Raw genomic sequence first — 275 nt, 5'->3', positions numbered from 1 at the left:
CTATTGCCGTGCATAATAACGCCGGACATTTTACCGCCTTCAGCGGCCTGTTAAATGAGATGCTGGCACCGGTAAGGCTGGGGCTGATGTTCTTTGTTTCAGGTTTATTTGTCGATGCCGGGTTAAGAAAAGGCCTGGGTCCTTTTTTTAATAACAAGGTGCGCAGTATTCTCTATCCATTTGTGGTCTGGGTTGCAGTCTACGGCGGGTTGAAAATCCTGTTTAGCTCGATGGCTAATACGCCGCAATCACCGATGAATATTATTCTCTCCCAC

Annotated in this window: 1 protein-coding gene; it reads left to right on the top strand. The window is 47.3% G+C overall.

Going from position 1 to position 275, the window contains the following annotated elements; translation table 11 throughout:
* Positions 1-275: acyltransferase family protein (locus SB756_RS29835; RefSeq protein WP_410913188.1), on the top strand; the 275-nt coding region annotated here is incomplete at both ends.

This window comes from Pseudomonas sp. SIMBA_068, assembly GCF_046534705.1.
Classification (GTDB): Bacteria; Pseudomonadota; Gammaproteobacteria; order Pseudomonadales; family Pseudomonadaceae; genus Aquipseudomonas; species Aquipseudomonas putida.
This window is presented reverse-complemented; position numbering and strand designations above follow the sequence as displayed.